33 protein-coding genes are annotated in these 23,834 nt (G+C 55.7%); 6 read left to right on the top strand and 27 right to left on the bottom strand.

All coding sequences use genetic code 11. The annotated features are described in order from the left end of the window. The first annotated feature begins 44 nt into the window (after positions 1-44). Positions 45-1,046: an HNH endonuclease gene (locus tag CU102_RS12590; protein ID WP_166648496.1), complete on the top strand. Its 1,002-nt coding sequence runs from the start codon at positions 45-47 to the stop codon at positions 1,044-1,046. Here CU102_RS12590 and CU102_RS12585 read toward each other — a convergent pair. From CU102_RS12585 to CU102_RS12465, 26 genes are all read right to left on the bottom strand, one after another. Further along, positions 1,035-2,294, bottom strand: a complete 1,260-nt coding sequence (locus tag CU102_RS12585) for a type II restriction endonuclease (RefSeq protein ID WP_106711448.1) — start codon at positions 2,292-2,294, stop codon at positions 1,035-1,037. The genes CU102_RS12590 and CU102_RS12585 overlap by 12 nt on opposite strands. Then, on the bottom strand, positions 2,291-2,761 hold the full coding sequence (locus tag CU102_RS12580; protein WP_106711447.1) for a very short patch repair endonuclease: 471 nt from the start codon (positions 2,759-2,761) through the stop codon (positions 2,291-2,293). The genes CU102_RS12585 and CU102_RS12580 overlap by 4 nt, the downstream gene beginning before the upstream one ends. Next, positions 2,754-4,007 (bottom strand): DNA (cytosine-5-)-methyltransferase, encoded by a 1,254-nt coding sequence (gene dcm, locus CU102_RS12575; RefSeq protein WP_106711446.1) that lies wholly within the window; start codon positions 4,005-4,007, stop codon positions 2,754-2,756. Before dcm ends, CU102_RS12580 begins: the two co-directional genes overlap by 8 nt. A gap of 263 nt (positions 4,008-4,270) precedes the next feature. Next, positions 4,271-5,878, bottom strand: coding sequence for a nuclease-related domain-containing DEAD/DEAH box helicase (locus CU102_RS12570; RefSeq protein WP_106711445.1), 1,608 nt, complete (start codon positions 5,876-5,878; stop codon positions 4,271-4,273). Continuing rightward, positions 5,878-7,710, bottom strand: a complete 1,833-nt coding sequence (gene drmB, locus CU102_RS12565; RefSeq protein ID WP_106711444.1) for a DUF1998 domain-containing protein — start codon at positions 7,708-7,710, stop codon at positions 5,878-5,880. The genes CU102_RS12570 and drmB overlap by 1 nt, the downstream gene beginning before the upstream one ends. Further along, entirely contained in the window at positions 7,697-10,810 is a 3,114-nt protein-coding gene (locus CU102_RS12560) for a helicase-related protein (protein WP_166648495.1), read from the bottom strand. Before CU102_RS12560 ends, drmB begins: the two co-directional genes overlap by 14 nt. Further along, positions 10,807-12,705, bottom strand: coding sequence for a UvrD-helicase domain-containing protein (locus CU102_RS12555; protein ID WP_106711443.1), 1,899 nt, complete (start codon positions 12,703-12,705; stop codon positions 10,807-10,809). The genes CU102_RS12560 and CU102_RS12555 overlap by 4 nt, the downstream gene beginning before the upstream one ends. Before the next feature lie 123 nt (positions 12,706-12,828). Beyond that, complete coding sequence (locus CU102_RS12550) at positions 12,829-13,311, bottom strand: hypothetical protein (RefSeq protein ID WP_106711442.1); 483 nt, start codon at positions 13,309-13,311, stop codon at positions 12,829-12,831. 74 nt (positions 13,312-13,385) lie between these two features. Further along, positions 13,386-13,580, bottom strand: coding sequence for a hypothetical protein (locus CU102_RS12545; protein WP_106711441.1), 195 nt, complete (start codon positions 13,578-13,580; stop codon positions 13,386-13,388). Positions 13,581-13,582: 2 nt separating this feature from the next. Next, positions 13,583-13,831, bottom strand: a complete 249-nt coding sequence (locus tag CU102_RS12540; protein ID WP_106711440.1) for a hypothetical protein — start codon at positions 13,829-13,831, stop codon at positions 13,583-13,585. Further along, entirely contained in the window at positions 13,828-14,022 is a 195-nt protein-coding gene (locus tag CU102_RS12535; RefSeq protein ID WP_106711439.1) for a hypothetical protein, read from the bottom strand. Before CU102_RS12535 ends, CU102_RS12540 begins: the two co-directional genes overlap by 4 nt. Continuing rightward, a complete protein-coding gene (locus tag CU102_RS12530; RefSeq protein ID WP_133624610.1) occupies positions 14,022-14,255 on the bottom strand; it encodes a hypothetical protein in 234 nt (77 codons plus the stop codon). Before CU102_RS12530 ends, CU102_RS12535 begins: the two co-directional genes overlap by 1 nt. Before the next feature lie 55 nt (positions 14,256-14,310). Continuing rightward, on the bottom strand, positions 14,311-14,637 hold the full coding sequence (locus CU102_RS12525; protein ID WP_106711437.1) for a hypothetical protein: 327 nt from the start codon (positions 14,635-14,637) through the stop codon (positions 14,311-14,313). A 277-nt stretch (positions 14,638-14,914) separates the two neighbouring features. Beyond that, positions 14,915-15,100 (bottom strand): hypothetical protein, encoded by a 186-nt coding sequence (locus tag CU102_RS12520; protein ID WP_106711436.1) that lies wholly within the window; start codon positions 15,098-15,100, stop codon positions 14,915-14,917. Between the two features lie 96 nt (positions 15,101-15,196). Beyond that, complete coding sequence (locus CU102_RS12515) at positions 15,197-16,114, bottom strand: hypothetical protein (RefSeq protein WP_133624608.1); 918 nt, start codon at positions 16,112-16,114, stop codon at positions 15,197-15,199. Continuing rightward, a complete protein-coding gene (locus CU102_RS12510) occupies positions 16,029-16,601 on the bottom strand; it encodes a transcription termination/antitermination NusG family protein (protein ID WP_106711434.1) in 573 nt (190 codons plus the stop codon). Before CU102_RS12510 ends, CU102_RS12515 begins: the two co-directional genes overlap by 86 nt. Before the next feature lie 12 nt (positions 16,602-16,613). Continuing rightward, complete coding sequence (locus CU102_RS12505) at positions 16,614-16,844, bottom strand: hypothetical protein (protein WP_106711433.1); 231 nt, start codon at positions 16,842-16,844, stop codon at positions 16,614-16,616. Next, positions 16,831-17,445 (bottom strand): DUF1376 domain-containing protein, encoded by a 615-nt coding sequence (locus tag CU102_RS12500; protein WP_146146468.1) that lies wholly within the window; start codon positions 17,443-17,445, stop codon positions 16,831-16,833. Before CU102_RS12500 ends, CU102_RS12505 begins: the two co-directional genes overlap by 14 nt. Continuing rightward, positions 17,442-17,648: a hypothetical protein gene (locus tag CU102_RS12495; protein ID WP_106711431.1), complete on the bottom strand. Its 207-nt coding sequence runs from the start codon at positions 17,646-17,648 to the stop codon at positions 17,442-17,444. The genes CU102_RS12500 and CU102_RS12495 overlap by 4 nt, the downstream gene beginning before the upstream one ends. Beyond that, positions 17,645-18,217, bottom strand: a complete 573-nt coding sequence (locus tag CU102_RS12490) for an MT-A70 family methyltransferase (RefSeq protein WP_106711430.1) — start codon at positions 18,215-18,217, stop codon at positions 17,645-17,647. The genes CU102_RS12495 and CU102_RS12490 overlap by 4 nt, the downstream gene beginning before the upstream one ends. Continuing rightward, on the bottom strand, positions 18,217-18,339 hold the full coding sequence (locus CU102_RS30825) for a hypothetical protein (RefSeq protein WP_280951896.1): 123 nt from the start codon (positions 18,337-18,339) through the stop codon (positions 18,217-18,219). The genes CU102_RS12490 and CU102_RS30825 overlap by 1 nt, the downstream gene beginning before the upstream one ends. After that, positions 18,336-19,034 carry a metallophosphoesterase family protein gene (locus CU102_RS12485; RefSeq protein WP_106711429.1) on the bottom strand — a complete coding sequence of 233 codons (699 nt, stop codon included), beginning with the start codon at positions 19,032-19,034 and terminating at the stop codon, positions 18,336-18,338. The genes CU102_RS30825 and CU102_RS12485 overlap by 4 nt, the downstream gene beginning before the upstream one ends. Then, positions 19,031-19,408, bottom strand: a complete 378-nt coding sequence (locus tag CU102_RS12480; protein WP_245425316.1) for a hypothetical protein — start codon at positions 19,406-19,408, stop codon at positions 19,031-19,033. The genes CU102_RS12485 and CU102_RS12480 overlap by 4 nt, the downstream gene beginning before the upstream one ends. Continuing rightward, positions 19,405-19,818: a hypothetical protein gene (locus CU102_RS29405; protein WP_133624662.1), complete on the bottom strand. Its 414-nt coding sequence runs from the start codon at positions 19,816-19,818 to the stop codon at positions 19,405-19,407. Before CU102_RS29405 ends, CU102_RS12480 begins: the two co-directional genes overlap by 4 nt. Continuing rightward, on the bottom strand, positions 19,815-20,075 hold the full coding sequence (locus tag CU102_RS12470; protein ID WP_106711426.1) for a hypothetical protein: 261 nt from the start codon (positions 20,073-20,075) through the stop codon (positions 19,815-19,817). The genes CU102_RS29405 and CU102_RS12470 overlap by 4 nt, the downstream gene beginning before the upstream one ends. Continuing rightward, positions 20,072-20,740, bottom strand: a complete 669-nt coding sequence (locus tag CU102_RS12465) for a DUF2312 domain-containing protein (protein WP_106711425.1) — start codon at positions 20,738-20,740, stop codon at positions 20,072-20,074. Before CU102_RS12465 ends, CU102_RS12470 begins: the two co-directional genes overlap by 4 nt. Positions 20,741-20,944: 204 nt before the next feature. Here CU102_RS12465 and CU102_RS12460 point away from each other — a divergent pair, with 204 nt between their 5' ends. Next, positions 20,945-21,634 (top strand): LexA family transcriptional regulator, encoded by a 690-nt coding sequence (locus CU102_RS12460; protein WP_245425315.1) that lies wholly within the window; start codon positions 20,945-20,947, stop codon positions 21,632-21,634. After that, positions 21,598-22,005 carry a hypothetical protein gene (locus CU102_RS12455; protein ID WP_133624660.1) on the top strand — a complete coding sequence of 136 codons (408 nt, stop codon included), beginning with the start codon at positions 21,598-21,600 and terminating at the stop codon, positions 22,003-22,005. Before CU102_RS12460 ends, CU102_RS12455 begins: the two co-directional genes overlap by 37 nt. Here CU102_RS12455 and CU102_RS12450 read toward each other — a convergent pair. Beyond that, positions 22,002-22,622: an SAM-dependent methyltransferase gene (locus CU102_RS12450; RefSeq protein ID WP_106711423.1), complete on the bottom strand. Its 621-nt coding sequence runs from the start codon at positions 22,620-22,622 to the stop codon at positions 22,002-22,004. The two genes, CU102_RS12455 and CU102_RS12450, sit on opposite strands and share 4 nt — an antisense overlap. A gap of 312 nt (positions 22,623-22,934) precedes the next feature. Here CU102_RS12450 and CU102_RS12445 point away from each other — a divergent pair, with 312 nt between their 5' ends. From CU102_RS12445 to CU102_RS29850, 3 genes are read left to right on the top strand one after another with little or no spacing between them, the layout of a single operon-like run. Then, positions 22,935-23,363, top strand: a complete 429-nt coding sequence (locus tag CU102_RS12445) for a hypothetical protein (RefSeq protein WP_106711422.1) — start codon at positions 22,935-22,937, stop codon at positions 23,361-23,363. Continuing rightward, positions 23,363-23,614 carry a hypothetical protein gene (locus CU102_RS12440; protein WP_106711421.1) on the top strand — a complete coding sequence of 84 codons (252 nt, stop codon included), beginning with the start codon at positions 23,363-23,365 and terminating at the stop codon, positions 23,612-23,614. Before CU102_RS12445 ends, CU102_RS12440 begins: the two co-directional genes overlap by 1 nt. Positions 23,615-23,616: 2 nt before the next feature. Beyond that, entirely contained in the window at positions 23,617-23,757 is a 141-nt protein-coding gene (locus CU102_RS29850; RefSeq protein ID WP_166648544.1) for a hypothetical protein, read from the top strand. Positions 23,758-23,834: the final 77 nt, after the last annotated feature.

Below are 23,834 nucleotides of genomic sequence, written 5' to 3'. Positions count from 1 at the left end.
ACATTTCAGAAATGTACGCGATATGTACGAATGTAAGGGGCAGCATGAAAAAGAAAGCATGGACGTTTCTGGCGATTACGGGACGCTGGCAGTACGCAGGAAATGCGGGCTATAACGATCAGCCAGGAAGGATCTACGAATATGACAGCGCTGTCGGGAATAGCCGGCATGTCCACCCAGGCGACATCGCCGTGCTCCGGGACGGACGCGGCATGCTGGGTATCGGCATTGTGGCGGATGTTCGCTCCGGCCCGGGCCATAAGCAGCGGTTTCGCTGTCCCGCGTGCGGCAGCACCGCCATCAAGGATCGCCGCACAATGCTCCCCCGCTATCGCTGCGGAGATGCGCATGTCTTTGACCAGCCCGTCAGCGAAACTGTTTCTGTGATGAAGTATGCAGCGGACTTTGGAGGAAGCTTTGTGGGGGTCAGTGGCATAGACGCGACTACCCTCCGCAAGGCTGTCCTGCGCCCCAGCACCCAGAAATCGATCGAAGAAATCGATGCCTCAAAAATTGCGCCTCTCGTCGCGGCCATGTCCGCGTCTGCAGGAGGCCTTTTCGAGGGATTTTTCCAGGGGTGGAATCTCGACAACCTTCCACCGGAGGTCGACGAAGAAGCCTATCAACCCTCTTCGGGTGACCGACGCGAAGCGATTCTCCGCGCGATTCGGGCGCGCAACGGCCAAAGCAAATTCAAAACTGATCTTATCAGACGATATGGCGCCCAGTGCATGATCAGCGCGTGTACGCTGATGCCCGTGGTCGAAGCGGCCCATATCTGGCCGTATCGTGGACCTGAAGACAACCATCCGGCCAACGGTCTTCTGCTGCGAGCCGACCTGCACACGCTCTACGATCTCGATCTCCTGGGCATAAGTCCGGAGACGTTCGAAGTTGAAACTGCAGACGGGCTACTGGGGTCGGATTACGCTTCGCATGTTGGAACAAAGCTGCTCGTCTCAGGAAAAGCGGCGCCATCCCGCGAAGCGCTTGCCCTGCGATGGGCCGCATTTCAGCAAACGAAAAAGGCGCTGCTACCGATTTGACCGGCATGAGTTCCAGTCGGACATCTGACGTTCTTTCACAAGTGAGAGAAAATTCCCGACATTCATCAACCACTCCCGCTGCCTTGGCCTGTATGTCTCATGCATGGCGGCGGGCAGCACAAGCTGCAACCTGGCCTTCTGCATTTCATCGGTCTGCGTCTCGGAAATACCCGGCTCAAGTGTCAGAAGATGTTTGATCTCAATCCGGTCGGCTTCTGCAAGCACCTGCCGCCAGCGATCCCTGCAGGTTGTCTTTGCACCGAGCATGATCAGGTCGGTGGTTGGCCATTCAGGGTCATGATAGGCTGCTTCATCCGGAAACAGAAAATCTGGCCCATTCCGCTTTTCGGTAGTGGCTTCGCGCTTGTGTCTGATGGCATGAAGCCGGAGAATCTCTTCGATGTGATTTCCCAGCGCATAGCCGGCGCGAGACTTCCTCCTATTCTGTACGCTGAGCGAAAATCCGACGAATGCATCAACGTCAGCCTTGCCGTCGAGCATAAAGCCCTGTTCCAGCCTCCTGCTCACAATATGCTTTTCGAGTGTCATGAAGAGACGCTCTTCCAGATCCATCCATTCAACGAGCGCAAGGTCGGGATCGGCAAGCGCGTCGATGCCTCTGGCGGCGTTCCGGGCAAACGTCGAGAACTCGCGCGTTCCTGGAAACTTTTCACCGAATTTTTTCAGAAGCCGATCCAGCCACTGATCGGCGGTCGAAACAACCTCAATGCCGATAAGCTCCAGGATATAGCGGGATGTAAAGTCAAGGCCGCGCCCTGTCGTCTTACGGAGGTCTTGCTGTACGATCTCGAAATCGGCTGTGAGCTGCAGGCCAAACAGCCATAGAAGCTGCTGTTCGATCGAGCTGCCGTGCGCGCACATCAAGGCGAGTAGAGAGCCAGATTTTGGTTGACAGAGGAATAGTGTATCTCCCTCTTTGGCGCGGTAGACAACACTTTCCACCTGCTTCGGGTAGTACAGGCGGTACTCCGGGTCACGGTGATCTTTCTTCTGTCTGCTGTCATACCAGGTTCCGGTCAGGTCGATTCGTTCGGGCACCTCTTCGTCACTGAGCCAGACGTAGCTGACGGGCAGAACGGTTTTTGTCGCCGGCGACCCTAGGAAGGCCCTGAAATCGCTTACTCCCTGAAACTCGTGACCGCGCGAAACCTTGCGGTCAACTTCGGTGCCTTTCAGAACCTTGGCCCCCACGCCGACAAAATAATCAGACAACGATCCCTGCTTCACGCCATTCCCTCTTCGAGGATTGATCGTATCTCCTGACACCGGATGTCTGAAGTTAGCCACCGGACTGTGCGATCGATCGTTTCGTCTAGTCCGATCTGACGGGGACCGCGGATCGCGCATTCCCAAATCGTCAGCTGCCGCCAGTCGAGCGCCTCAATTTGGGCACTGACCACATTGTCCCGCTGCTGGTTACGAGCGATTTTCTCCAACCAGAACTCCTGTCTTGTGCCAGGCATTCTAAAAAGCGAGCAGTTATGCCCATGCCAGAAGCAGCCATGTACGAAGATAGCCGCGCGGTGCTTCGGAAAGAGCAGGTCGGGCTGCCCGGGAAAATTCTTCGCATGGATCCGGTAGCGGAAGCCCCGCGCATGCAGCGCGCTCCGGACCAGGAGCTCGGGCTTTGTGTTTTTCCCCCTGATACCGGACATCATCCGGCTCCGGGTCTTCGAATCTACGATATCAGGCAACAGCCCTCATCTTCCTGCGGGTTGATTTATCCGAACGGACGGCAGCTTTGATAAATGGCTCCATGTGCCGCGCTACAGCCTCCACCACCGGCACTACCACGGCATTACCAAACTGGCGGTAGGCCTGTGTATCAGAAACCTCTATCTGGAACTCCCGTTCGCCGGGCTTTTCGAACCCCATCAGGCGGGCGCATTCGCGGGGCGTCAGACGGCGAGGATTTTTCCGTTTCTGGCTGACAAGTATTTCCGATCCGTCTTTATGATAGCGGGCAGACAACGTTCGCGCCACGTCGGAGCCACCCACGAGGCCAAATCCGAAACCATTACCCTTTAGCCGATGCTTTTCCGCATACTTCTGCAGATAGCTCCAGAGGTGGTCGGAAAGCGTGTAGCGGTCAAGCACCCTCCCCTTTACTCCTCCAATAAACCGCTCATCAGGACCTTCGCTGCCGTCCTCCGGATGAAGGATGGATGCAAGTCGCGGCCCCTGCATCGGATCGGGAACCAACAGGTCATCGAAGTCGAATTCATTGTCATCGCGAAACCCGACGATGAATATTCGCTCACGGTGTTGTGGCACCCAGGACCTTGCGTCGATGGTGCGCGTCTGGATCTGGTACCCAAGATCTTCGGTCAGCGTCTTCATGATGACATCGAAGGTGCGGCCCTGATCATGACTTTTCAGGTTCTTGACGTTCTCCAGAAGGAATGCCTTCGGGCGGTGATGCTTGATAATGCGGGCGACATCAAAGAACAGGGTGCCCTGCATGTCGCACTGAAAGCCATGCGGGCGGTTGAGCGAATTCTTCTTGGAAACCCCGGCCAGCGAGAATGGCTGGCACGGAAAACCTGCGAGCAAAACATCGTGCGAAGGGATCTCCTCAGCCTCAATCTTGGTGATGTCTCCTTCAACTTCATGATCATCATACCGAAAATTCGCCTGATAGGTTTGCTTGCTGAAGCGGTCCCACTCCGAGGTGAAGACACACTTGCCACCAATGGGCTCAAACCCGCGGCGCAACCCGCCGATCCCGGCGAACAGATCAATGAAGGTAAACGCGTGCGTCGTCTGGTTTGTAGCAATCCGGCTGTCCGCCAGTGAACGGAGCGTCTCTATGACTGGCCTGCGCGGCCCTGTCCCACCACTTTCGGGGCGGTAGGCTGAATGCTCATCAAATCCCACGCGCTCGGCGGTCTCCTCTATGGTAGGGCCGGCCTTCTGTCTCAGCTCTGGAAATGTGGACATGGAATCTCTTTCGGCAGGAATCGCTGGGAGTATTTATGACACAGTGACACGAGAACATTTAGGGAACAATTAAAAAGTCAGAAAAGAATCCACAGAGATTCAATGCCTTGTATTCGCAAACGACTCGCTCTCAAACTCACCGATTCCCAGGAACATCTCTATTCCAGACATCCGCACGAAGCCACTCAGACTGGCCAGATGGAATGCATCGGTCCCAAGGCGTAACGTCCGTCAAAACACACCGGGCCTAACAACGATGCCTCTTATGCCTTTCTCAGCCATGAGAGTATTTCGGGTTCACCAAATACAACAAGATGCGCTCGTGCACGTGAGAGGGAAACATAGGCCAGTTCTGGTTCGTCGGCGATCTCGCGCGTTGCCGCTAGAACAACAACCCGTCGCTCGAGCCCTTTAAAAGCGCGGACTTGCTCCACCTGCACGCCTTCCGGAAAGGCGGAACGGTTTCGGATGGAGGAAAGCACGGAGGCATTTACACCGAGAATGGCGATGTCTTCGGGCGCAATTTTTTCCTGGATGATGAGACGGCGGACTGTGTCGACGACAAGACCTGATAGCCTATCGCTGGCACATTCATTCCATTCGACGGCTATGCCCTCAGGGCCATCCGCCGTGACAGGAATACCCCTATAGAACAGCGATGCGGCATTGTGGATATTGCGTGTATTTCGCAAGTTCCTCGTAAGGTGAATCGGAACTATTCTGAATGCTGTTAGTTCACCGACGATATCTCCGTAAACGCTCTGGTTCGTATCGAAAAATGCATGAAGAATTGCGGTTTCCGGCTGTGCCAAAATCTCTTCCAAAGCGATCCACCAGTGAGTGCGGAAATCCTGAGCTTCGTCCACGATTAGCGCCTCAAATCGGAGAGACAAATCTCCTCTTATATGGGCGAGCATTCGTTCTATGGCTTTCTCCAGCTGCGTCTCTCCTTCGCCGCATACTTGCCCGGTGATATAGGCGCAGAGATCGGGGAGAGCGAATACTGCCACAGTCGACTCAGTGTTGGCGAGGCGCTCCTTGATATGAGCTGCCAGCGGCCTGCTAAGGCAGATCAGGGCAGTTTTCAGACCTTGCCGCGCAAGGCGGACGGCGTCTTCGATCGCCACGATCGTCTTGCCCGTGCCTGCTCCTCCGCCAGCTGCCACCCTTGAAAGGTGTCCCACCGCATCGAGGATGTGAAACTGCTGCGGGGTCAGGGTGTTGATGGCGCGATCGTCATCATCGAGGTAATGCCCGAGTGGAGCTCGGAGCAGAAACGGTGACGCCAGAAGCTCTTCGAATGCACGAACGCCGTCGCCTCCGAGATCATCCGCCATACCACCCGAAAGCCGTTCCCTCACCCAGTGATCTATATTGTCCAGTTCATTACGGCAGCAAAAAATTTCGCGTGCACCGTCGGCCCCAAGATTGTGAGGAGGTTCGATAGTGTCCGTAAACACCACCCCATGCCGCATGCGTATCTTGCGTCCCACCGGCCAGTGCTTCTGACGTTTTGCCTGTTTGAGAAGTTCATGCTTTGAAGAAACTGCCTGGCGTATCGGGTTTTTGATGATGCGCCGGATCCGATGGCGATCGGTGCTTAGCCATCGATCGATTTCGGGATCAAAGGAAATTCCACCGCCCTTGACCTCGATAGTGAGGTAGCCGTGCGCAGGATGCAGAACTACGAAATCACATTCGCCGTCCTTTTCTTCGCCTGTGGGCGACAGCCCAAGCCAGGGGCGGCTATAAAACACGACCCATCCGCTGCCAAGTTTTTTTTCGAGCAGATCGTAAACCCGGACCTCTGCGCTGCGTAGTGCATCCTCGCGAATCTGCGCCGGCAACACTGCTGGCCACATACGTGCCATCAAGCGTCCCTTTTGAGAAAGGAAGTGAAGAATCCTGTTTCGACGGAATCCGGTTTTCCCACAAGCATGGCGCGATCGAGAAAGCGGTTGAACTCCTCGCAGGACGTCTCGGGTGCCAGAACACAGGAATGGCATGCCGCAAGTGAGAGGCCGTCATCGGACGTCAGCATGTCCTCAATGCAGAGTGGATCAGATGAACACCATGTCTGCGCCTTCAGCGCCGCACGGATGCTGCGCTCCATGCGCAGAGGATCGCCTTCGCGCTGAAGCCCACCAAGAGTGCCGTCGTCGTCAGTCGTGGCCGTGTACACCAGCACACCTGCCATCGGGCTCTCGCCAGAATCTACGTAGAGACGTTCTCGCAAGGCCGTAGAGGAATAACCGCAATCCAGTGTCAGCTGGCGCATCAATGCGTGTGCAAATGTATGCACCAGAAGAAAACGCGGCGTTATTTCTCGTGGCGATGGTGTGTCAGCTCCGTATCTTTCAATCCATTCCGCTCGCCAGCGATCATCAATTCTGGACGCGCGGTTCTGTACGGAGGTCAGGCTTTCCCAGCGACATAACTCACTTTCGTCAAATTCGAGGAAGACGCCTTCCCCTCGTACCTCTATCGCAGGCAGCCACTCGAGCCTTACCGCTGAGAGCGGCGCCACATTTGGTCCTTTGGCATCTCCAGGTGGTACAATACGGGTGAAACCAGTCATTGCCCGAACTTCGCGTAGGCGGGTCGCCTTCACGAGCCGTGAGAACCAGGGTCGCAGCCCGGCTGGCACGGTCTGGGGACGGATTTCGAATTCTCGATCAAGTCCATGTACCTGAACCCCGCCCGTGAACTGGCGATACTCTTCCAATCTTAGGTTGTCGGTATTGATTGCGTCCTGCGCATTCAGCCGCCGCTCGATTTCCTCGCCCAGCTGATCCGGCGTAAGTTGAAGTTCTGCGAGGACAGGAGCCAGATCGCCCCGCCCTAGCATCCTGATGTACAATGGACGATCCTCGGGTAACGTATTGATGATGGGATCCCAGTGGACGCCGAGAGCTTCCTGGAGGCGATCAGACCAAGGTGGAATGCTCAGGGCCGACTCAATCACGGGGAAATACAGGTTCGAGGCACCGCGTTGTACCGCCCGGGGCTTGTGCTTACACGTCTCATTTGCTCCGGAAATCCATGGACGTCGGCCACGACAGTCGGGAAATCTCCTCCAAGTCTCTGCTGAGAAAATACCGTCCATGGAACGCCGCGATTTGCATTTTGGGCAACTCAGGATGAGTCCTGCCAGACCTGGCTGTTCGGAACGGAGCGTCAGAAATCCCTTACGGTTTCCGCATTCCCCGGTGTGTTGCACCCATGAGTGCCATGGAAATTCATCAATATGGCCAGTTTCACAGGCCATCACGAAACGGACAGGAATGACATAGACATTCTGCCGCCCGGGCGCCTTGCGGGTACATTCCTGGCAGAACCGTCCGGCGCGTCCAGGTTCGTCGCCCCAAAGATCTTCCGGTCCGATGCGGTCACATTGGGGGCATTGAAGCCATGACGGAAACCGAACCGCGACCAGAGCTTTTTCCGCATCCGAGTCTTTCGCGGGGTCCCGGACCGGCGGCAGGCGAAAACCCTTGACCTTTAGTTTTTTCTGAAGCCTTTCTTCTCTGATCGCCTGTTGGTTGAGCATTCCTGCCGGCGCGAAATTCCGATCCCATTCATCGAGGCCCGCGGCCACGGCAGAAATGGTCGCACCACCAGCGCGGAAGTCGATGATAGCCCCCGGTCCAAATGTGGCTGCCGCAGCACTGCGGCGCAGTTCACCCAGATCATTGCGTGGCATCGGGCCCTCTCAGTCCTTCTACAAGCCGATAGTTAGTTGCTGGCTCAACGCCACGCATTGTGTTGGGGGTTGGCCAAGCCTGTCCAACTGCGCGTCCAGCCGCACGCATGGCCGCAGCAAGTTCAGCTGCTTGGAGCAATGAGGTTCTTGGATATTTGCTCCAGTATTGTTGCGGCGAACGGCGGATCCACCTTTGCAGACGGGCTTTCAGCTCAGCCTCCACGTCGGCTTCGAACGGATCGACTCTGCGCGCGCGCGCCGCAATCTGCGCAATCATCCGTTCCGCTGCCTGGATCGAATTATCATCGAGCACTGGACTGCGCAGACGTTGCGGAATGAGATGTCGCACGACCGCGACAAGAACAGCATGCAAGGCGCGATCCCTTGCCCGCGATGCAAACGGCGTAACACTGGTCGCTTCGACCTCGCGGTAAATCGTAGAATGCCACGTTCTGAACGTCTCGAAATGGGATCGATCACGCGGCTTGGCGTTATTTAGTACAGCCACTACCAGGCCAGGTACCCGGCTGCGGCCAACGCGACTGGTAGCCTGAATATATTCTGCCATAGTTTTTGGCTGACCATTGACCACCATTAGTCCAAGCCGCGCGATATCAACGCCGACGCTGACCATGTTGGTAGCAAGAACCACGTCAAGCGCCTCGTCGTGTCCCGCAGGATTTTTGAGGGTCTCAAGCATCTGACGGATTTCGGCCTGTGAAACGCGGGAGGTCAGTTCCTGAACTGATCGCAGCGCGCGCGCCGCTTCGCCGCACGCGTTGGCGAACAGCCGGATCGTGTCATGAACGTCATCCTGCATGAGGACGAGCGCGCCGCCGAGTTCGCGCAATGAGTTGAAATAGGCAACCAGTGTCCAGTAGGCATCTCGCTGGTTTTCCCCGAGGCCGGCCAGTGCCGTCTGGAGTAGTGAAGCGGATACGGCCTGGAGAGTGAACTTGGCTGAGCGGCCAGCCGTGGAAACAGCGAGGTAGCGCCGTCCTGGCAGAATCCTGTCCACCACCGTAAAGCCGGAATTGTCCGCATTCAGGCCGGGAGGAGGAAACTGGCAGGTAGTCCGGTCAAAGAGGGCAAGCACCTGTTCGGATGCACGGCGGATGGTCGCAGTCGAGCCAATGATCTTCGGTTTTGTTCCGTTTGCAGAGAGAATAAGATCAAGAGCCGACTCATAAAGGCCGGACATCGTTCCGAGCGGTCCGGAGATGAGATGCAGCTCATCCTGGACAATGAGCTGGGGCTGCGCAGGCCCGCCCACTGCAAACAGAGATGCGGTCGCCGCATTGCGCACGATTTGCGCGAACTTGTCGATTGTGCCGATCAGAAGTGTAGGACGAAACGCATAGAGGTCTTCGTCGACGGTCCAAACGGGCAGCGTTTGGTCAGAAAGGATGCAGCCGGAGTTCTCGCAGCGGACCATTACAGAATCGATCGGCTGCGCCTGGGTGTAGGCGAGTCTTTCGCTGCAGCACGGGCAGTGGAGCAACTGTTTCGGCGTGGGCTTTGAGGAATCTGTGACGCTATCGAATGCCATCTGACGGCTGTTCGGAGTAGCGCCTTCGCCAACCCAGAGGCCAATGGAAAACTGTTCCTGCCCGAGTTTCCCCGCATAGGGTGTAGCTATTTTCCCGCGACGTATGGCTTCGCACGCGCAGATCATCGCTGCAGCGCGGATAAACTGCTGGGTCGTCAGAAGCCGCAGCGTGTAACGCATAATGACCGCGACGCCCGCACCGTCGTCAGGACTTGACGCGCTCAGGCGTCGATGGAAGGCCACGAAGGCAATAAGACCGAGATATGCTTCCGTCTTTCCGCCGCCTGTCGGAAACCAGAGAAGGTCCATCACCGCGCGATCGGGGTGTGTGCCGTCAGCCGCGCTTTCAAGGGCCAATAAGAAGAAGGCCAATTGGAACGGACGCCAGCGAAGGGGCTCGTGCTCAGACCATTCTCGCTGCGTCGCCATGGCCAGATTGGCGAGACGGAAGGACGCGCAGGCGGCTTCCGACGATGCAAGGAAGTCGATACCCGCAGCCATGCGGCCGAGGACGCGACGAGCTTCCCGAATATGGCCTTCTGCAACGGATACGAAGGGCGCGGAGAGCTCGGAGATCTTTCCTTCCTGAAGCGTGATCCATCGCGCATATGCACGGGTCAGGCGTTGCAGCCCGGCGATGAGGTCTGGTGTGGCCGAACCAGCCAGCCAAGATGCGGAGAGCGGATCTTCGGCATCCTGCGCAATGCCCTGAAACACTTCATCGCCGTCTGGGCTGACGGCTTCTACAGTTGCTTCAGGTATCCAGGCAGTGCGGACGGCGAGCGCCGCTTCCAGATCATCTGGATTGAGTGTCCAGTCTGCGGAACAGGTATGGCCGGCAGCAAATTCGCGTGCCTCCCGGTAAAGGAGCGCTGACGACCAGTCGTCATCATCGACCGGAGCGCGGCGACTGGGCCGGGCGATGAGCCTTGTGCCCGTATCAGGCAGGATTTCGAGCGTCACCTGGAACAGAGTCGACTGCTCTGCGGCGGAGCGGTTACGTTCCTCGGGAGTGAGGTCATTCACGAGCGTCATGGTGGCAAGCATGCCATCCGCGAATGGCACTGAGCGGACGTTGACGCGCAATCCCGTGACTTCACCCGATGAAAAGGAAACGTCGCGCGATCCGGACTCCAAACCGACAGGGATCGGATCTGGAACATGCTGCTCCCGCCTCCATACGCTTTTCCCTTCGTGGTCGATTTCCCGGTACATGCCAAAGGCAAGCTGAACTGTAACCGAAGGACAAGCACCGTCCGGTCCAACCGCCGCAAACGAGACACCAGCAGTGGACGGGCGACGCATCGGAACTGCGTGCGCCTGGGCTTGGTCTTCGGCATCGTCGCTTCCGTCGTCTCCCCCAGGAGCAACCGACAAGCGTTCATCTTCCTCGGGTGCAACGGCAGTATTTCTGGGCCAAAGAATCCCCGTCAGATAGACGTCTGACGGACGCGCTGTCAGGATTTCGTCGGGTGCACGTGGACCAATCAAATCCTCGCGAAGCCGCGTCAATACCGTTTCACGCGCTTGGATTGCCTCAAGGCTCGTCATGTCTTTTTGTCCCCGAGTTTCGTTCGTGAGAAACCAATCAGCATCGGAGCGAGCAGGAACCCACTCGAACACCAGGGCTCATGCAGTTGCTCGCGCCGAGGATCATCCGGCCGGACCGCAATGGTGCGTATGCCTGCAGATCGGATGAACGGCAGATAGCTTGGCGGCGGCCAAGTACCGCTCATATTGGCGATCGTGGTCAGGTCATCTTTGAGCTTCCGTGACAACACGCCGACGCGCTCGTTGTCCCTCGTCTTGAGCGCCAGGTTCCACCCGACGGTCTTGTCCGCGGAAGCGAATAACCTTTGCTGAATTGGCTTCTTGATCAACACTCCTTGCGCCTCAAGGGCATCGGCCTGTGTGGGAAACGCACTCTTTCCAACAAGTCCTTCAGCGTCAATGTCATAAGAACGGCCGACCTCGATTTGCACACCGCCGCGCACGAATTTCCAGACACGGCCCTCAGCTTGGGAAGAATGCGTTCCGGGAGAATCGCCGATCGAAAGGCGTTTACGGGCGCGCGTTGCCCCCACGAACATGACGCGGATTTCCTCATTTGCTTCTTCGTTGCTCCCCTCTCCAACTGTCGGAGGAAGGTAGAGACAGACTTCCTCAGCCTCCCGCCCCTTGCTCGCATGAATGGTGCCAATAATGGGACCTTGCTCCCCAAATTCTGGGCTCGTGAAGGGAACCGGAGGATTCGAACGAGCCAGAACGGCTCGCAGGTGATGAAGATCAATGACCGTATCGCTCTCACCAGCCGCCTCGAATAGCAGCGTCCAGGCCTCGTCTATCGATGGGATACCATGGCCGTTCGCGATCCGCTCGTGCCAACGAATATGGAATTCGCTGCGCGTCAGCTTCCTCGCAATGTGATCCCAGAAAAGCAGGCCAACCCATCGAGGGACGCACGGAGGCAGCCCCGACATGCGTAACCGGTGCGGGACGTCCTGATTGTAGCTGGAGGCTATCAGGACATCGCATCGCCTCCGCATCAGCACGAGTGCAGCCTCTGACAGTTCAGCAAGACGAAGATTTTTTGTAGGCCCAACATACTCGTGTGCCAGACGGACTATTTCTCCACGAACCTGTGCGCCACGCTTAGCGGCCGACACGCTGTCGTCGAGTACTTTCTTTCTGACGCCGATAAAAATTTCGAGCAGTTCGGGAGAATTCGTGCGGTGGACCTGAGATAGCGCGGCCCGTCCGAATCCTCGTGCCACGAGGCCATCCAGCAGCCGCACCCCATTGCTGCCGGACAGAGCGTCATCTTCGGTAAACCCATAGATGGCCTGCGCCTGATCCGCGAATACCGTCACTCCACATTCGGCATTCAGTACATCGACAATTGCAAGTACGAACTCTGCCCGCGGACCGATTATGTCCTGGGCTTCATCAACGATCAGATGACGGGTGCGACGGAGGTCATCGCGGACATCTTCATCTTTGAGGACCTTTGACAGGGTCTTCTGAATGTTATGGTCATAGTTACCTGACAACGTTGCTTCGGCGGAGAATCCCGACTGAATACTCCAAGCGTAGGAATCCAGTGTGGCAATCCGCACCGATTCCGCATCTCCTGCATCCTCAAGCGTTGCGGCGAGACGATTCCTGATTTCGTGAACGGCTGTGCGCGCAAAGCTGACAATCCAGATGCGCGAGGCGGGTACACCATTTTCGATTAACGATGCTACGCGGTGGCACGCGACGTGTGTTTTGCCGGTACCGGGACCGGCATCGACCAGAAGGCGATCTTCTGGCGCAGCGCGAATGACCGTTTTCTGCCCATTGTCAGGATCATCCTGATATCGAGGGTCTGCGGTGACCAGAATCTCTTCCGAACGGACATCATCGTTGCCAACTTGATGGATCGGAAGATTGATTGGATGAGTCATATTACCCCGAAGCGCGGCCAGCGCCGGCTATATTTGGAGGCGATCCACACGCCACCTGCAGGAGGGCCCGCGTTACTCTCGCAAATTCCCTGCCGTCCCGCGTTACAAGTACCTTGGCTACCTTCAGCAAATATGGTCCCCACCCCCCGTCGCCTGTTGCCCGATCTGAGATAACACTACCAGTGGGAGGATTGGCAACTGGCTTCGGCAAATTGCGTTAATTGAAATTCGACCGGTGTCATGTTTCCAAACATCTTTACCAGAGCCCTGCGACCTCCTCGCCACGTGGATCCCACTAAACTGGGCCCCAAAGCGGTCACGCCACTGCAACATGGGGCTGGACGTGGTGCAATCTAATGCCATGATAAATACGCAGGCGGCGTAAGCCCACGGCATGACGGTCTCGAACTGGCCGATGAGCGTGGCGCCGTTGTACTTGGCGGACAGCGCCCAGTCCGCCGCTGTGTAAGCAGTCTGCTCCTGTGCCTTGACCGTTTCCATGAGAACCCTTATTGGCGACGTGAACTGCCCAATCGCCATGAAGGCGAGCCACCCGCGTATGCCGGTCAGCTCACTGTCCGGCGAAGTAGTGTCGATGAATGCCAAGTAACGTCTCCAATTGTTGATAGGGCATGATTGACCTCGGTCACGGCTGCGGACACAGCCGTCACAGTGGTTAATCAGTACGAGCGGCGCATCGCGGCATAAACGCCAAGCCGTTGCCAGCGCACTTGCTCCGCGTTCATGCGGCACTGGATGTAAATGTCGGTGCCTAGCTTGGCGCCGTAACTCTTGCAGGATTTGTCAGCAATTATGTCAGCTGAAACGCACCCTGCCAGCGGCAGGATAAGAAGGATGAGCAGGATCTTACGCATGATCAATCACCGTCGCTATTCAGTTCGCTCAACTCCGAGCTGATCGTATCGAGGTACTGCCAGATGTCAGAGTAATAGCGGCCATGGTCTTCCAGTGCAGTGTCGAGGCGCCCGACGATGAGGTATGTCCTATATGCCAGCTCGTTCCGAAGAGCGGTAACTGCTCCAACCACGAGGAAGAGCATGAGCACGACGACAATTGCCGACATACATATCACCATGCCGACATTGTGATTGATCAGGTCGATCATCTCTTCCTCCACTTGAACAGTTGCTGGATCAGGAAGAACCCGAATCCGAGCGTCGCCCCAAAGAACACGCCACGCTTGTTGATGCTGAGCCTGACCTTGCGGCCGACGGTCATGGAGGGAATGAGCGTCTTGCCGACACTGATGCTGAGGTTGCGCGACAGGCGGACGCGCTTGCGGAATCCTATACGCATCAGCGCTTTCCCTTCGTCAAGTAGTTGATCATGTACTGGCCTGGCACGATCGCCGTGTCCGGTCCGAGCTTGCGGATGGTGAAGTCGGGATCGTACTTGATCGTAGTCCGGGTGCCTTCACACACGTCTGCCAGCACGTAACTGGTGACGCTGTCCATGTTCAGGATGGCCCAGCCGATGATGGCGAGGCCAGCCAGCCCCGCGACCGTTTCGAGTATGTCTTTCATGTGCATTCGCAGAACACCCAGACAGCATCGTGACTTTCGTTACACAGTGGCAAATTGCGGATCATCGTACCTGCCTTCCGTAATGGTCCATGCCCACGCCAAGCCCATAGGCGTTTGGCGTGACTTGCAGCATCGGGTCGTGTGGTACGGCGCGTCCGTACTGATCCATTCCCATGCCAAGGCCGTAGGCATTCAACTGGACGTTGCCGGAACCCAGCCCAGACCCCGTCGTCGGCTGCATGCCATTCATGGCCGTTTGACGGGCAGGATAGTAGCCTGAACCGTTCGCTATGCGATAAGCTAGCGCGTCATTGAGCATGGCCTTGGTCTGCGGGCTGGTGGCGCAGCCGGATAGCGCCACAGCCGCAGCTATGGAAGCGATCATCATTTTCACCTTTAGTTGTGTCCCGTCAAAACCCCTCACTATGAGGGTCAATTGTGCAAACGTGCAGTTCGCAGGCGGACGTTTCCACGACCGCGCGGGTTTCTCATTAGCAGTATGAATAGACTCGCGCTTGCGTTTGGCTGCCAATCTTATGTGTTGAGACGCCAACCGGGGCCTAGTTAGATTCGGCGAATTCGTCGTGCGCTAATGGCGCAATGCGGACAGCTATGTCGGCCTCATGCCCCGGGGTTTGAGCTGTTTCGGCTCGAATTCAACTGCGTCATGCGCCGAAAAGCTCGATAAGTGCAATTACTCGCCCCGAATTGGTGATCTTCTGAACAACGCCTCCAATCGGGTTCATGCTGTCCGTCACCAAAATGCCCACTCCTTTCGGCAAATGCATTTCCGTAGTCACCTTTCCGATCTCGCCTCTTCCTTGCGGCGAAGGAACGCGGCGCAGGTTCATCAACCCACGTGTTTAAACCTTAACTTAGGTAACGGGCGTAAGAATGTTTTTGGACGTTTCGGCAAGATTAGGAGGCTGGCTTTGTCCACCAGGACATCACTTTCGCAAACTCTCCATTGCGGCGGCGTATACTGCGACGGCGTGGAAATCCACAAAGTCAGCGTTTACGTTCGCTAGGTCGGCAGCGGGATACATTTTTTCCCCATATACCATCTTCTGGGCCCATTGAGTACGATTGGCAATCTCGTCGCCTAATAGATTGCGTATGCGAATTTCTGCCCGGTCATAGAAATTGAGATCCCGCTCACGAAGAGCCGCCTCTACTGCTATTTCTAAGTTCGCGCCTCTTTCTCCGCGCATAAAGTATGTTATTCGAGAAAGTTCGGCGATGTTGTACATGGCTGGTCTGATCGCAAGCGTCATTTTGTCGGGTGATGCAGATACTGCAAAAGTAGCCGATGAGGTCGATACATCTATACTTGCCATATTAATGGCAAACGCTTTAGAAATTTTTACAAGCAGATCTGATTTTGCCTGTGCGTTGATATTAGACGAAAAATATACGGTATTCGTGAAATTCACCTTTCCGTGTAATACTTCTTCCACTAAGAAATACTCAGGAACAATACCGGACAGCAGTCCGTCGATTATACTGCACTTCTGATTGCGCTTATCCCAATCCTGAAGGGACGCCCCGTCAGGCTCTGAGCGATCGAGGGACAGCGGTGTAACTGTGATCGACGAGGTGTTTGAAAAACGAGCAACCCCTCCCGCCTGCACATCAGCAATCCGTTTGCTGAGAACGACACCGCCGATTTTTGCATCGACGTTGGAGGAGACGTTCAGGCCTTCGATATAGTCTTGAGTACCTACATAATTCCCAGGTCTCTGCTTTTTATAACAAGTCCTTAGATAGGGCTTTTCATCATCAATTCTGATCACGAAACCCGGGAAGATTGGATTTTCTACAAAAATAGGAAAAGCTCGGTACTTCCAGATAAATATCTTGGTCATTGCCGCCTTGTACTGTTGAATAAGCTCGACAGCGTGTGCCGACCCTGCACTCAAGGTCCTTTCCAACTGGGAACCGTTTTGCTGTGTGCTCCTTCGCCGATGCCACTTCTTCCTTTCGGTAGATGCGCGCAGCGCGGGTGTCATCGAACTCCATATCGATTTCGGCGAGAAAGATCGCTTCGACATGATCTGCACAAATCTGCGCGGGCCGGCCGTCAACGCCAAGGATGCACTCAACACCGTCGCAGGCGCGAACTTTGAAGAAGTTCATGTCAGCTTGGGACAGCCCCACAAACAAGTACCGCGGCATTAATGCGCTTTCCCGCGTAGTGTACGTATGCGTCCGCTTGTTCTTCACTTCCATGCGGCGCCGCGGGTAATAGACGTCGTAGCCGGCCTTGCGGACATTCTCCGAGGCTTTCACTTCCGCCTTCACATTGGTCCGCACGACGTACCAGTGCCTGTCTTTGTCTATCACCGCTTTCATCAAGTCTGCCTGCTACTGAATGAGATTTTGAGCGGGCTTCACCCCTGCCCGTGCCATGATCTCGCGCATCTGCCTGCGGTACCGCACCTCATCGCAGAGCTGTGCCGTTGAGGGACAGAAAGCCTTGTTTGCATCCTTCACCTCGCCCTGGCGGAAGCGCTCCACAGCAGCGAGCACATCGACGCACTCAAAATCCTCAACGGCTTCGAGGTAGGCGCGGAGCTGCAGGTCAGGGTCTGACATGGGCGATTGCGGGAAACTGCCGAACAACTTGGTCAATGATTTCGTCGCCTCGATCTTCTCCGAATTGTTCATTTTCCTGTAGCTCCTGAATGAGTAAACGTGCTGCGTCTGTTGATTTCCGAACATGGACAAATCCATTCGGTTTTCGCGCGTTTGCGCGTTCTGAAAAACCGGCAGGTTTTTCATCTATTCTGTTCTTATCTTTTCTAATAAAGGCGCTTGCCTCAGGCTTGTCTTTTAAACCGTTGTTTTCATTCAATTCAGCTTCGTTTTCGCGCCGATCAGACTGAGATTTCGACCGAGTTTCGTAGCTGTTTCGAGCGGATTTCACGTCTCTTTTTGCGCGCAAATTGGAGAGATAACCGTCTTCAAATTGGATCTTATTCTGCTCTACCAGACCGTCGGTGAGGCTCGTAGCCTTGCGGATTGAACAGCCAAGAATGCCCGCAAGATGTCGATCATCACGCATCGTTTCACCGCCGCGTGCATAAATCAGATCGAGCAGGACAATGTAGGCGCCAATCAGTTCTGGCCCCATTCCCTGGACACCGTCAATGAAGGCTCTAGGCTCGTGTTTGTACCATTCCAAGCCGTGTTTCACGCCGCACCTCGATCACGTTCAGCTGCGCGCCGATAATCGGATGCAGCTTGGTTCAAAACGTTCAGCTCGCGAGAAACACGCTCAATGTCATGATCCGGTCGCTTGCTTCGACCAGCCGAGAAGTTCTCAAGCCAAACATGCTTTCCATAAATGAGCTTGGAAAGCTCGTCAGACATCTCCTCACTGCTCAAGCGCCGCGTCATGCCGCTTCTCCGAACTTGCCAGTTTCATTGCCCCACACCGTCCAACCTGGGCGGTTGGTGCGCGAGAAGAGTTCAATACGGGATGCGTTGGGCATCAACCGCTCGGCCTCCCGATAGGCTTCTTCAGGCTTGCGCGAATGCTCGCGCGCCTTGCCATGGATGACCGACCGCGTTGATTTGGTGAGCTTCGGTTCGCCCCGTTTGACGATGATGAATGGCTCATGGGAACCGCGAAGCCCATAGCCGGTACCGAACGACAATTTGCCGTTCTTGGTCATCTTCACCCAGACACCCTCGGTGCAATACTCGAAACCCCACGCCTTTACGGTCGTGAGCTGCTGCGGAAGCATCGGGGCCGTGCACCAAAGCCATAGAAGACAGTTGGGTGCGGCCAGATCCATGACAGGCATTGCGTTGATTTCTTCCAGGGCCATGGTGTCGTAGCGCGCCTGGGCGCTCTTCCCCTCGCCTTTCGGTGATCGCACCACAAAGCGCCAGGGTGGGTCGGCCATGATCATCTCGAAACTATGGGGATTTATGTGGCCGAACGGCCAATCGAACAGATGCATCAGATTCTCGCGATGAAGAACAAAGGAACGATGAGCCAAGCGATCGCTACGAATAGAAGCCCGGCGCCGACGGCGACGTGCCAGAACTTGGTCGGCTTGTCGGGACTGTACCGGTTGCTCATGACGGCTCCCAAATTGGGGATCCCTCGATCTCGATTGTTGTTATTGGACCTCCGGCTTTTTCATCGTCGAAAACACCAATGACGAGCCTTCCGGTGAACCAAGCGAAGGTGTCGAGGTTCGTGCGGCCAGCGAACAGCAACGGGCCATCCTCAGACTGGTGGTGGCCGTGCACAACATGTCGATTACCGTGTCCGATTGCATAGCCGTCCGGGTAGATCATCCATTGCATTGTTTGTGCGGATTGCTTGTCCAGGGGAATAGTTTCGTCAACACCGGCATGAACAAAGATGCGATGATTATCGACGTAGATGAGCGGCAGAGATTTCAGCCAATCAATATGCTCTTGGGGTATCACGCCAACGTCAGCCAATTCACCAACCTTCTGGCCATATGACATGAGAGTTGCGCCGCCACCGTTTGGTAGCCACCACGAGCCAACCAGTTCTGGCTCCGCACGTACGGTCAGCATTATCTCTTCATGGTTTCCCTGAAGGCAAATCCACTTCCAGCGCGGGTCGGATGGCCCGGCCATGAGCCGTTCAATGACTTGGCGCGACTGTGGTCCTCGGTCGACATAATCCCCGGTGAACACAACCGTCCCGCCAGAGTGATTGCCTTGCTCGATACTTTCGATTGCGGCGAGTAAGAGGTCGTATCGCCCATGCAGGTCGGCTATGGCATAGGTCTTGCTCATTTCACGATCCTCTTTTTTGGCGCTTCGGTCTCCGCGGCCCCAGCCAAATCCGTTGCATCGGTGTGACCGGCAACAAGATCAGCAAGCCACAGAGCTTTCGAATTAGGCGCATGTCGTGCTCTTTCAGTTTCGTAGAGTTGGTCAGCTTTTGCGGATGCCTTCTGATAGGCTTCTGCAATGGATGCGAAGCTGGAGAGCATCATGTCTTTCATGTCGTGCCGGTTGCGCAGGCGAAGCAGAATGGTAGCGGGAGCACCCCATTTCTGTTGCGCTCGATGCGCTGCAGCCTCGATTGTATCACCCATTCCCCGATACTCGCGGCGCAACAGGAAATCGCCCATTACGCGGGCTTCGTTGACGTACACATCACTCATTTTGTCGTCCTCGACAGAACGTTTGTTACCCATGACAAAAACTCTCCGATACGGTTGCTCTCATGGTGAACAAACGCACGGATGGATCGGAAACAGACACAGAAGCGACGACTGAAGTCAGCGAAAGCGATGGGGATCACGACGCTGATGGATTTGAACTGATTGGAGTTCTCGCTGAGTGCATCCTGTCCCGCGCAAAGGCGAGGAAAAAGACGGAGGAAGCCAACGCCGTGGCTTCCTCCGTCAGTTTTTGCAGCCAGCATAGAGGGGAACAGGGAGGAGTTGGCTGCAATTCGGTTGTAAAGGTGGACGTCCGGGCGCGCATTCTCAGGAACGGCGTTAGTTTGGCCGGACACGCCAACGAGAATTTCCGGACGGAACAACCGATCAAATGAGGCGCGGTCCGTCATGCTGCCCTCGCCAAGATCGGTGGAAGGCCATCGGCGATGCGCAGCTCGTCGACAAAGCGCATCAAGCCGCGCCGATCGAACGTGCGACGGAACTTGCCCTTTGAGATGACAAAATTGTAGCGGTGGCCGTTCAGCCTGTAGCCGTGCTTTTCGAGATAGCGGCGAACGGCAAGGAAGTCGCTGTTGTCGCCCTGGGCGAACACGCGAGGACCGCCGTGCTTATCAAGCCATTCGCTGATCAGCGTCGAGGTCGTCATGCAACCTCGCTTTCCGGCGCAATCAGTTTCGCACAGGAGTAGCAATGCTTCAGACCGGAAGCGCCACAAGCATCGGGTCTCTGACAATAAGGACGGTAGTCGCCGATCGACTTCGTCTGATCTTTCAGAAATGCCGGTGGCGCGTAATTGGCGGGGAGGTCAGTCGAAACCGCCTCCCCTTCGCTGCGGCCCTCACGATCCGCAAGCTTCCCGGTACCTGTCCCGGCTTGGGAGGATTCGGCCTGCGGACCTGCTTCCGGGGAGGACTCATCGTCATTCGAGGGCCTCTCGTGTATCTCTGCGGCGATCAGGGCCATACGACCAGTCTCGGTTTGCAAACCGGTGGCAACCGTCTCGACGAGCTTGGCGCTAACCGGAAATTCTTCAGTGTTTTCTCGTGCGCACGCTGGCGCATGCGCCCGCCCGCCGGTTTCGTATGCTGTCAGGTACAGATCGAAGATCGCTTCTCGCTCGTGCATGGTGTCACGGCCGACCTTCTGGACCTTGCGGAGGTGTCCCACCACGTTTCCGAGCGCGGTCTTGTCAAAGCCCCTACCCTTGGCCTCGGCATAGACCTCGCGAATGTCCTCGCCGAGCGTGTCCTGCTCTTCCTTGAGGCGAAGAATGCGGTCGATGAACTGTTTGATTTCAGCTTCCGCGCTCACGCTGCGTTCTCCTCGATCGGGAGAAAGTCATCCGCCGAAAGCTTCAACCCTATGTCATGGGCAGCAGCAAGCAACGCAGGGACATGTTTGAATGGAATGGTGCCGCCGGTTCCGCCGGATTCCTTCGATCGCATCCAATTTGAAACGCGCGTTCGATGAACCCCGGCAATTGAAGCGACTACCGAGGGGCCACCGAGACTTCTAATGATAGTGCGAGCTGGTTCCATATCACCAAATGTAGCGAATATAGCAACAAATGCAAGCGATATTGTAGCGAATATGGAAAACGACAGTTTAACAAGGAACAGCTATGCATTCTACATGTTGTCAGAATGGCTACAAACTGCTCTCAATGATTCTGGAGTATCGCAATCAGAGCTTGCTCGTTTGCTGACGGAACGCCTTGCTCGTTCGATAGACCGTGCTGCGGTCAATAAGATGCTCAAAGGATCTCGCACAATTTCTGGCGAAGAGCTCTTGGCCATAGAAGCAATTACGGGGACTACAGCTCCAAAAGAGATTCACGTCCCTCTCAAAGGAAAGGTCGGAGCCGGGGCTGCTGTGTTCGCGATCGACGATGGTGGCGACGATACTGTCGAAGCGCCGGCCGATGCTCGACACGGCACCGTAGCAGTTCAAGTGTCTGGGGATTCGATGTTCCCTGCCTACGAGGACGGCACCATCCTCTACTACTCGAGACTGCTTCCTCCTTCCGAGCTTGTGAATAAACGAGCTGTGGTGCAGCTGGGCGATGGTCGCATTTTCGTGAAGATAGTCCGTCCAGGCGCCGATACAGCGACATGGACCCTTACAAGCATCAACGGTCAGTATGCCGATATGATGGATCAGGTAGTCGAATGGGCCGCGCCGATCGATTGGATAAAGCCACGATAAAACGCCGGACATGGAATGAACGAAACAATCATCACAACTCCAAAGGAGAAATTATGCCGGACGCGATGAACAGAACAACTGAGGGTGAGCTTTCGGCAATCGTACTGCAAATTCTTGCAGAATCTGCCGACGGTCAAGCAACGTTCGGCATGCTGGTGGACGCGATTCCCGCGAGAATCAATTTGACGGCAGCTGATTTAGTCCAATCCGACACTCGCCCAGCTGAAGCAGTCTGGGAGCAGCGCGTGAGAAACATTAAGTCTCATAAAGATGCTGAAGGCAACTACATCGCCGAAGGATATTTGGAGGAAATTCCTGGAGGTCTTCGAATTACTGAAATTGGCCGCGTCCACGCGACCAATGCAGCTTAACCTTGATAGTCACTCTGCTTTTCTAACTTCTTTCGACATGGCGGCACCCACATCAAGCGAGGGACAACCACGCTTGATGTTTTTTCCCACACGAACCACGCATAGCCTGTCGCAGTCGATGCCTTTTGATCAAGTCGGCCTTTTACCATAGGAACTCGCTCAGAAAACTGAGCAAATGCCGTCGGTGGGTTTTCTCTAAAGATGCCCTCGTAACGCCCCACACTTTCGAGAAATACAGTACGGGCGAGAATTGCCACGCCCTTGCGCGCCACGGTCATTGCTCGATCAACAAATTCTTCTGCAAGCCGAAATGGTGGGTTCGTGATAACCCAGTCGTGTGACATTGCCTCGTAAGGAAACGTCAAGAAATCGCGGACTGGAGCAAATCCGTAGGAATAGGCGTCCGCAGAGTCTACTTGAGAGAAATATTCTGCGAGCGGCCTTGCCATGTATCCCCTGCCTGCAGCTGGCTCCAGACAGGTCAACCCTCGAACTTGATCGACGCCGACGATATGCTCGATTAGCGCGCGGGTGGCCCACGGTGGCGTCGGGAAATCGTCAGCACTATCTTTTGCTTCGTGACGTTGAGCCATTACCGCGTGTGACGTATTTTGCATCTTTCGCTCCTTGAATCACCAATGTGGGCCGATATGGTTAATGACAGATTAGGACCGCCTCCGGGCGGTTTTTTTGTTGTTCGCCTAACAGATATATCGCGCCTATTAGCAGGGCGTCAAATTTTGTTTCTAATATCGCTACACTAAGATTGACAGTATGTAGCGATATACGCTACAACACATCCATCAACAACGGATGGATGCCATGAACACCTCCATAGACCCAATGACCTTCTCGGACCTCGGCCTTCAGGTTGTCGCCGCGATCGCGCTGATCCTCATCTGCGAGTTCGCCAAGCGGAGATTTTCGAAATGAATGTCATCAATCACGAATTCCGTACCGCCGATGAGATTGCCACTGAAACCGGCTTCATCATTGAGAGCATCGCCGACGCGCTGCGCAACTATCCCGACACCAATTCAAAGCGGTTTGCTTGCCTGGCCGCGGCTGATGGCAAGGCTTCGTTCTGGGTCCGGACAGGCTTCGGCAACACCGCATCCGCGCTCTTGACAGACCAAGCCAACCTGACCGGCGATCTGGAAACAGCAATCGCACTGGCAAAGCTGCCGCGCACGTCATGGACGGTTTACCAGCAGCTGGAAGCGCTGATCCCGCTCAACCGGAAGGCAGCGGAACAGATGGTCGAGCAATATTCCATGCTTGGCTACATGCGCGACGTCAAAGAGCTGGCGCGCGAAACTCACATCATCTGCAACGGTTTCAAATCGAGGGTGAACTGATGGCCCGCTCCCAAACTCCCACAGAAGCAATGATCTCAGCCCTGCAAGAGGCGCATGAATACTTCGCCGAGCGCGCCGATGCCGATCACAACGGTATTTCCTACGTTCCAAACGCGGAAATGCGCCTGCAGGTGGAGATCGAGGAAGCCCTTCGCAGGGCTGGCGCTCCGACTACTTCGCTCGCCGTCCCTCTTCCGATCGTTCCTGGCTTCGTCTTTGACGGCGAAGATCGCAGCAGTGAGGCCATATAATCATGTCCAGTCACAGCATCGAATTCAAAGTAAAAGCGTCGGACATAGATGCCGAACTCGCCAAAGAATTGGTTGAAGCGCGTAAGCGTGTCGGTGAACTGGAAAATTCCTTGGTAAACCTCTACCAGGTATCGGACCGGTAGGCCATCTGTGACATCAGCAGAACCAACGAACGCGGCAGCAAGGCGACGGTCTATCCACGGTGGGAATTCAACAGCAT

The organism is Phyllobacterium brassicacearum (genome assembly GCF_003010955.1).
GTDB classification, from domain to species: Bacteria; Pseudomonadota; Alphaproteobacteria; order Rhizobiales; family Rhizobiaceae; genus Phyllobacterium; species Phyllobacterium brassicacearum.
This window is presented reverse-complemented; position numbering and strand designations above follow the sequence as displayed.

Coding starts and splice junctions, on each gene's coding strand:
- CU102_RS12520 (WP_106711436.1), bottom strand. CDS start 15,100: ATGAACCTGCGCCGCGTTCCTTCGCCGCAAGGAAGAGGCGAGATCGGA.
- CU102_RS12505 (WP_106711433.1), bottom strand. CDS start 16,844: ATGTCAGACCCTGACCTGCAGCTCCGCGCCTACCTCGAAGCCGTTGAG.
- CU102_RS30825 (WP_280951896.1), bottom strand. CDS start 18,339: ATGAGCAACCGGTACAGTCCCGACAAGCCGACCAAGTTCTGGCACGTC.
- CU102_RS12545 (WP_106711441.1), bottom strand. CDS start 13,580: ATGCGTAAGATCCTGCTCATCCTTCTTATCCTGCCGCTGGCAGGGTGC.
- CU102_RS12525 (WP_106711437.1), bottom strand. CDS start 14,637: ATGATGATCGCTTCCATAGCTGCGGCTGTGGCGCTATCCGGCTGCGCC.
- CU102_RS12515 (WP_133624608.1), bottom strand. CDS start 16,114: ATGACCAAGATATTTATCTGGAAGTACCGAGCTTTTCCTATTTTTGTA.
- CU102_RS12490 (WP_106711430.1), bottom strand. CDS start 18,217: ATGCATCTGTTCGATTGGCCGTTCGGCCACATAAATCCCCATAGTTTC.
- CU102_RS12495 (WP_106711431.1), bottom strand. CDS start 17,648: ATGACGCGGCGCTTGAGCAGTGAGGAGATGTCTGACGAGCTTTCCAAG.
- dcm (WP_106711446.1), bottom strand. CDS start 4,007: ATGTCCACATTTCCAGAGCTGAGACAGAAGGCCGGCCCTACCATAGAG.
- CU102_RS12470 (WP_106711426.1), bottom strand. CDS start 20,075: ATGACGACCTCGACGCTGATCAGCGAATGGCTTGATAAGCACGGCGGT.
- CU102_RS12460 (WP_245425315.1), top strand. CDS start 20,945: ATGATAGTGCGAGCTGGTTCCATATCACCAAATGTAGCGAATATAGCA.
- CU102_RS12555 (WP_106711443.1), bottom strand. CDS start 12,705: ATGACTCATCCAATCAATCTTCCGATCCATCAAGTTGGCAACGATGAT.
- CU102_RS12445 (WP_106711422.1), top strand. CDS start 22,935: ATGAATGTCATCAATCACGAATTCCGTACCGCCGATGAGATTGCCACT.
- CU102_RS12450 (WP_106711423.1), bottom strand. CDS start 22,622: ATGCAAAATACGTCACACGCGGTAATGGCTCAACGTCACGAAGCAAAA.
- CU102_RS12485 (WP_106711429.1), bottom strand. CDS start 19,034: ATGAGCAAGACCTATGCCATAGCCGACCTGCATGGGCGATACGACCTC.
- CU102_RS12530 (WP_133624610.1), bottom strand. CDS start 14,255: ATGCACATGAAAGACATACTCGAAACGGTCGCGGGGCTGGCTGGCCTC.
- CU102_RS12510 (WP_106711434.1), bottom strand. CDS start 16,601: ATGAAAGCGGTGATAGACAAAGACAGGCACTGGTACGTCGTGCGGACC.
- drmB (WP_106711444.1), bottom strand. CDS start 7,710: ATGCCACGCAATGATCTGGGTGAACTGCGCCGCAGTGCTGCGGCAGCC.
- CU102_RS12535 (WP_106711439.1), bottom strand. CDS start 14,022: ATGCGTATAGGATTCCGCAAGCGCGTCCGCCTGTCGCGCAACCTCAGC.
- CU102_RS12540 (WP_106711440.1), bottom strand. CDS start 13,831: ATGATCGACCTGATCAATCACAATGTCGGCATGGTGATATGTATGTCG.
- CU102_RS12560 (WP_166648495.1), bottom strand. CDS start 10,810: ATGACGAGCCTTGAGGCAATCCAAGCGCGTGAAACGGTATTGACGCGG.
- CU102_RS12455 (WP_133624660.1), top strand. CDS start 21,598: ATGGGCCGCGCCGATCGATTGGATAAAGCCACGATAAAACGCCGGACA.
- CU102_RS29405 (WP_133624662.1), bottom strand. CDS start 19,818: ATGACGGACCGCGCCTCATTTGATCGGTTGTTCCGTCCGGAAATTCTC.
- CU102_RS12570 (WP_106711445.1), bottom strand. CDS start 5,878: ATGGCACGTATGTGGCCAGCAGTGTTGCCGGCGCAGATTCGCGAGGAT.
- CU102_RS29850 (WP_166648544.1), top strand. CDS start 23,617: ATGTCCAGTCACAGCATCGAATTCAAAGTAAAAGCGTCGGACATAGAT.
- CU102_RS12480 (WP_245425316.1), bottom strand. CDS start 19,408: ATGAGTGATGTGTACGTCAACGAAGCCCGCGTAATGGGCGATTTCCTG.
- CU102_RS12590 (WP_166648496.1), top strand. CDS start 45: ATGAAAAAGAAAGCATGGACGTTTCTGGCGATTACGGGACGCTGGCAG.
- CU102_RS12440 (WP_106711421.1), top strand. CDS start 23,363: ATGGCCCGCTCCCAAACTCCCACAGAAGCAATGATCTCAGCCCTGCAA.